The organism is Streptomyces sp. NPDC127098 (genome assembly GCF_042722465.1).
Taxonomy (GTDB): Bacteria; Actinomycetota; Actinomycetes; order Streptomycetales; family Streptomycetaceae; genus Streptomyces; species Streptomyces millisiae.
Genome location: NZ_JBHXFJ010000133.1, coordinates 1 through 5,174, shown reverse-complemented (window position 1 = coordinate 5,174; position 5,174 = coordinate 1). Strand labels below are relative to the sequence as shown.

The 5,174-nt window shown below is 72.5% G+C and carries 5 protein-coding genes; 1 reads left to right on the top strand and 4 read right to left on the bottom strand.

The genetic code is table 11. The features are described 5' to 3' along the window. Positions 1 to 186: 186 nt before the first annotated feature. On the top strand, positions 187 to 729 hold the full coding sequence (locus ACFWI8_RS36045) for a GNAT family N-acetyltransferase (RefSeq protein WP_387100426.1): 543 nt from the start codon (positions 187 to 189) through the stop codon (positions 727 to 729). Here the strand turns inward: ACFWI8_RS36045 and ACFWI8_RS36040 are convergent. The 4 genes from ACFWI8_RS36040 to ACFWI8_RS36025 are packed head-to-tail and all read right to left on the bottom strand — an operon-like array spanning position 726 to position 4,867. After that, positions 726 to 1,811, bottom strand: a complete 1,086-nt coding sequence (locus tag ACFWI8_RS36040) for an ABC transporter ATP-binding protein (protein ID WP_387100423.1) — start codon at positions 1,809 to 1,811, stop codon at positions 726 to 728. The two genes, ACFWI8_RS36045 and ACFWI8_RS36040, sit on opposite strands and share 4 nt — an antisense overlap. Then, entirely contained in the window at positions 1,811 to 2,632 is an 822-nt protein-coding gene (locus tag ACFWI8_RS36035; protein ID WP_387100421.1) for a carbohydrate ABC transporter permease, read from the bottom strand. Before ACFWI8_RS36035 ends, ACFWI8_RS36040 begins: the two co-directional genes overlap by 1 nt. Further along, on the bottom strand, positions 2,629 to 3,510 hold the full coding sequence (locus tag ACFWI8_RS36030) for a carbohydrate ABC transporter permease (protein WP_387100418.1): 882 nt from the start codon (positions 3,508 to 3,510) through the stop codon (positions 2,629 to 2,631). The genes ACFWI8_RS36035 and ACFWI8_RS36030 overlap by 4 nt, the downstream gene beginning before the upstream one ends. Continuing rightward, a complete protein-coding gene (locus ACFWI8_RS36025; RefSeq protein WP_387100415.1) occupies positions 3,500 to 4,867 on the bottom strand; it encodes an extracellular solute-binding protein in 1,368 nt (455 codons plus the stop codon). The genes ACFWI8_RS36030 and ACFWI8_RS36025 overlap by 11 nt, the downstream gene beginning before the upstream one ends. Positions 4,868 to 5,174 lie beyond the last annotated feature (307 nt).

Below are 5,174 nucleotides of genomic sequence, written 5' to 3'. Positions count from 1 at the left end.
GGCTCCCCCACCCACCCGCCCTTCTCGGCTCCGCCGGGCCGGCCGCCGGCCGGCTCGCAACGGCGCGGCGGCCATCGGCCGGCGAGGACAGGGCTCCCCCACCCACCCGCCCTTCCCGGCTCCGCCGGTGCGCCGTGGGCGCTTTATCGTTTGCCGTGGGGCGGGGTGGTCGGGTAGGAAGCTCGCATGTTGAGGGGCAAGAAGGTCGGGCTCAGGGCTCGGCACGAGGAGGACATCCCGATCCTGCGGGCCGAGCTCTACGACGACGTGGTCAACGGCTCGCGGGCCGAGGGCCGGCCCTGGCGGCCGATCACGCCCGGCTCGAACGACGCGCGGCTCGTGGTGGACGACACCGTGGAGAGCAACGTCCCGTTCTCCGTGGTGGAGCTGGAGGACGACACGCTGGTCGGCACCGCGAACCTGTGGGGCATCGACAACCACAGCCGGTCGGCGCACGTCGGTCTCGGACTGCTGCCGGCCGCCCGTGGCAAGGGCTACGGCACCGACGTGGTGGCGGTGCTGTGCCACTACGGCTTCGTCGTGCGCGGCCTGCACCGGCTGCAGATCGAGACGCTGTCGGACAACGTCGCGATGCTGACCGCCGCCGAGCGCAACGGCTTCGTCCGCGAGGGCGTGCTGCGTTCCTCGGCGTGGGTGCTGGGCGAGTTCCTGGACGAGGTGCTGCTCGGGCTCCTCGCCCAGGAGTGGAAGCCGGACTCGACGGGCTAGCCCGCATGGGCCAGTAGCGTGCCGTCGTCGTCCGGGTCGTAGAGGAGGACGCGGTCGGGGCGGGGGGTGGCGTGGGCGGTCGTGCCCGGGCGGGCGTCGGCGTCCTCGGGGATGACGGCCTGGACCGTGCCGGCGGGGCCCTCCAGGGTGACCAGCTGGCTGCTGCCCAGGTTCTCCACGACCGTTATCTCGCCCGAGACGGCGTCCGCCGCGGGGCCCGCGACCAGCCGCACGTACTCGGGGCGGATGCCGTAGACCACCGGCGTGCCCCCCGGCAGGGCGGCCACGGCCGCCGGTGCCGGCAGCCGCGCGTCGCCGACCTGGACGTGGCCGTCGGCCGTGACGGTGCCGGCGAGTAGGTTCATCGGGGTGGAGCCGATGAACGAGGCGACGAAGGTGTTGGCGGGGCGGCGGAACACCTCCGTCGGGGTGCCGACCTGGCGGACCCGGCCGTCGGAGAGCACCGCGATCCGGTCGGCGAGTGCCAGCGCCTCCGCCTGGTCGTGGGTGACGAAGACGGTGGTGACGGCCAGCTCCCGTTGCAGCCGCTTCAGGAAGGTGCGTGCCTCGAGGCGCATCCTGGCGTCCAGGTTGGACAGCGGCTCGTCGAAGAGGAAGACCTTCGGGTGGCAGGCCATTGCCCGCGCGAGGGCGACCCGCTGCTGCTGGCCACCGGACAACTGCCCGGGCCGTCGGTCGAGTTGCTTGGCGAGACCGAGCTGGCCCGCCGTGTCGGCCGCCCTGGCGCGCCGTTCGGCGGTCGGGACGCGGCGGATCCGCAGGGGGTAGGCGACGTTGTCGGTGACGGTCATGTGCGGGAAGAGCGCGTAGTCCTGGAAGACCATGGCCACGTCGCGCCGCCCCGGCGGCAGCCGGGTCACGTCGGCGCCGCCGATGGCGACCGTGCCGGCCGTGGCCTGCTCGAGTCCCGCGACGGTGCGCAGGATCGTGGTCTTGCCGCAGCCGGAGGGGCCGAGCAGGGCGAAGAACTCGCCGTCGGCGATAGTCAGTTCGAGGGAGTCGAGGGCGCGGACGCCGCCCGGGTAGTCCTTGGTGAGTCCGGTCAGTTCGATCGCCGCCATCAGCGCTTGATCCCTCCGTGGAAGCGGAACCCGTACCGGGACGAGACGAACAGGAACATCAGCACCACCGGCAGCGAGTAGAGCAGCGAGAAGGTGGAGATCAGGGCCAGGTCCGGCTGCCCGCCCTCGGTGTAGAAGGTGTACATCACCACGGCCGCCGGGGACTTCTCCGGCGAGCGCAGCAGCAGGAAGGGGACGAGGAAGTTGCCCCACACCTGGGCGACCGACCAGACGCCGATGGTGGCGAGGCCCGGCCTGATCAGTGGGACGACGAGGTGCCGGACGATCTGCAGCGGTGAGGCGCCGAAGACGCGGGCGGACTCCTCGTAGGAGGCGGGCGTGGCGTCGGTGAAGTCCTTGAGGATGAAGATCGCGCTGGGCAGCAGCCCGCCGGTGAGCACCAGGATGACGCCCAACTGGGAGTCGATGAGGTCGAGTTCGTAGGCGAGGTTGAACAGCGGAACCATGGCGGCGGTGCCGGTGACGATGGACGACAGCAGCAGCAGGGCGTACAGCAGCGCGTCGCGGCCCGGGAGCCGGACCCGGCTGAGGGCGTAGGCGGCCAGCGCGCCCAGCGTCACCACCAGGGCACCGGTGCCGGCGGCCAGCAGCACGGAGTTCCGCAGGGAGCGCAGCGCGTTCTCGTTCTCCAGCAGCTCGCGGACGTTGGCCAGGGTGAACTCGGGCAGCGAGGCGGCGATCTCGGGGGTGCGGTCGAAGGGGGTGGTGGCCAGCCACAGCAGGGGCAGCGCGAAGAACGCGAGCACCAGGCTGAGCAGCGTGTAGCGGCCGACGTGGGCCAGCAGTTCGCGGGGGCTCACGCGGCACGCTCCCGCCGGCGCAGCAGCCGCACGTAGACGAGCGCGATCACCAGGTTGATGAGCAGCATCAGCACCGAGAGGGCGGCGCCGTAGCCGAGTTCGCCGTTGAACAGCGCCGTCCGGTAGATGAAGACGGGCATGATCTCGGTCTCGTCGCCCGGGCCGCCGCCGGTGAGCAGGAAGGGCGTGAAGTCGTTGAACGTCCAGAGGCTGATCAGCAGCAGGTTGGTGAGGACGTGGCCCCGGATGCGGGGCAGCACGACGTCCCGCAGCTGGTGCCAGGCGGAGGCGCCGGCAAGACGCGCGGTCTCAAGATGGGAGGGCGGCACGGAGCCGAGCGCGGCGGCGTAGAGCATCATCGAGAAGGCGGTGCCGCGCCAGATGTTGAAGACGATGATGGCCGCCATGGGGTGCTCGACCAGCCAGGCCGTGCCGGGCGTGCCGAGGAGCGCGTTGAGGGTGCCGTCCTCGCGGTCGAGCAGCGCGATCCACAGGAACGCCACGACGGAGCCCGGCAGGATCCAGGCGAGCAGCACCAGCGCCTCGACCAACCGCCGTAGCGCGCCGCGTCGTTCGCGCAGCAGCCAGGCGATGGTGAAGCCGAGGACGGCCTGGCCGAGGACGGCGGAGCCGAGGACGAACTGCAGGGTGAGTCCGAGCGAGTGGCTGAACTGCTCCTCGTCCAGGGCGCGTCGGACGTTGTCGAGGCCGGTGAAGGCGGGCTCGGCGGCGGCCAGGCCGGTGAGCCGGTAGTCGGTCAGGCCCAGGTAGACGGTCCACAGGGCGGGGAAGACGAGGAAGCCGGCGATCAGCAGCAGGGCCGGCGCGACGAACGCGGCCGCGCGGGCCCTGCCGAGCCCGGCGGCGTCAGCCGGCACCGCCGACGACCTCCTCGAGTGCCGTGGCGTAGTCGTCGGCGGCCTCCCGGGGCGTGCGCTCGCCGGCGGCGACGGCACCGGTGGCTCCCTGGAGCAGCACCGACACCTGGGGGTACTCGGCGAGCGGCGGCCGGAAGGAGGTCAGCGGCAGCACCTCGTCGGCGATGAAGGAGAGCATCGGGTCGTCGGCGAGCACGGTGGCGTTGACGTCCTCGCGGGCGGTGATCCGGGCGCTGTCCTCGGCGGCGGCCGTGATGGCCTCGGCGGAGTTCATGAAGGTCAGCAGCTCGTAGGCGAGTTCGGCGTGGTCGCTGGCGGGGTTGACGGCGCGCACGCTGCCGCCCGACATGCTGACGAAGTCCCGGCCCTCGACGCCCTGCCCCGGCGCGGTGGCGGGGATGAGGGCCCAGCCGACGGTCTCGTCGCGGTCGGCCATCGGGGCCGTGCCGCCGTCGGGGTTGAGCACGCTGCGCCAGAAGTAGTCGCCCTCGATGAGGATGCCGATCTCGTCGTCGGCGAACTTCTGGAACGACCGGTCGCGGCCCTGGGCCTCCTGCTGGAGCACGGGGTCGCCCAGGCCGCCGTCGTAGACGTCCGCGTAGAGCTGGAGGGCGGCGACGAGCCCGTCGCTCGCGCCGGTCCAGCCGGCGGCGTCGTCGTGGACGGCCTCGCCGGCGCCGGCGAGCAGCGGCAGCAGGCCCTGCATGGTGGTGGCCTCGCCCATGGTGGTGCCGGCGTTGAGCTGGATCGGGGTGACGCCGTCGAGTTCGCTCAACGCCTCGGCGGCGTCGAGGAGTTCATCCCAACTGGTGGGCTGCCAGTCGTCGGTGGGCAGCCCGGCCTCCGCGAACAGCTCCTTGTTGTAGAACAGCACCCGGCCGTCGGTGCCGAACGGGATGCCGTACAACTGGTCCTCGTAGGAGGCGAGTTGCTGGACGGCCTCGGGTATCTGCGCCCAGCCCTCCCAGTTGGTGTCGGGCAGCGGCTCCAGGTAGCCGGCCTGGGCGAACTCGCCGACCCAGATGCCGTCCAGCGTCATGATGTCGGGACCTGAACCGGCCTGGAGGTCGAGCGCCAGCCTGGTCTTGAACTGCTCGTCGTCGACGCCGCTGGGCTCGAACTCGACGTCCACCTCGACGCCGGCGGCCCGCTGTTCCTCCTCGAAGGCGGGGATCACCCAGTCCTCGATCCAGGCCGCCTCCTCGGTGTTCTTGCCGTCGCGCACCGCGTTGGCCGAGATGGTCAGGTGGACGGCGTCCCCGTCGCCGTCCGCGTCGGATCCTCCGCAGGCGGCGAGCGTGGCGGCGAGGACCGCCGTCCCGGTGAGTACTCCGGCTCGTCTGGTCAGCGTTCCCATCACCCATCTCCTCATCGAGACGACGCGGTACGGCTTATTGATCAGTACCCGACAAGGTGCCCCCCGTAAAACCTGGGCGCTGCCGCGCCGGTGAGCCGCGCTGGCGCCGTGGCACCACGGCGCGCTGGCGCGGTGGCGACGGCCGGTGGCGCCACCGGGCCTCCGGCCCGGACCCGGGCGAGCGCGCCGGCCGGTGGCCGGCGCGGCTGCGCAGCGGCTGCCGCCGCGGGCGGGCCCCGACGCGGCCGAGGCCCAGCGGCGCCTGCGGCGCCCGTAGGCCGCGCCCACCCGACCGGCCCTCCGGCGA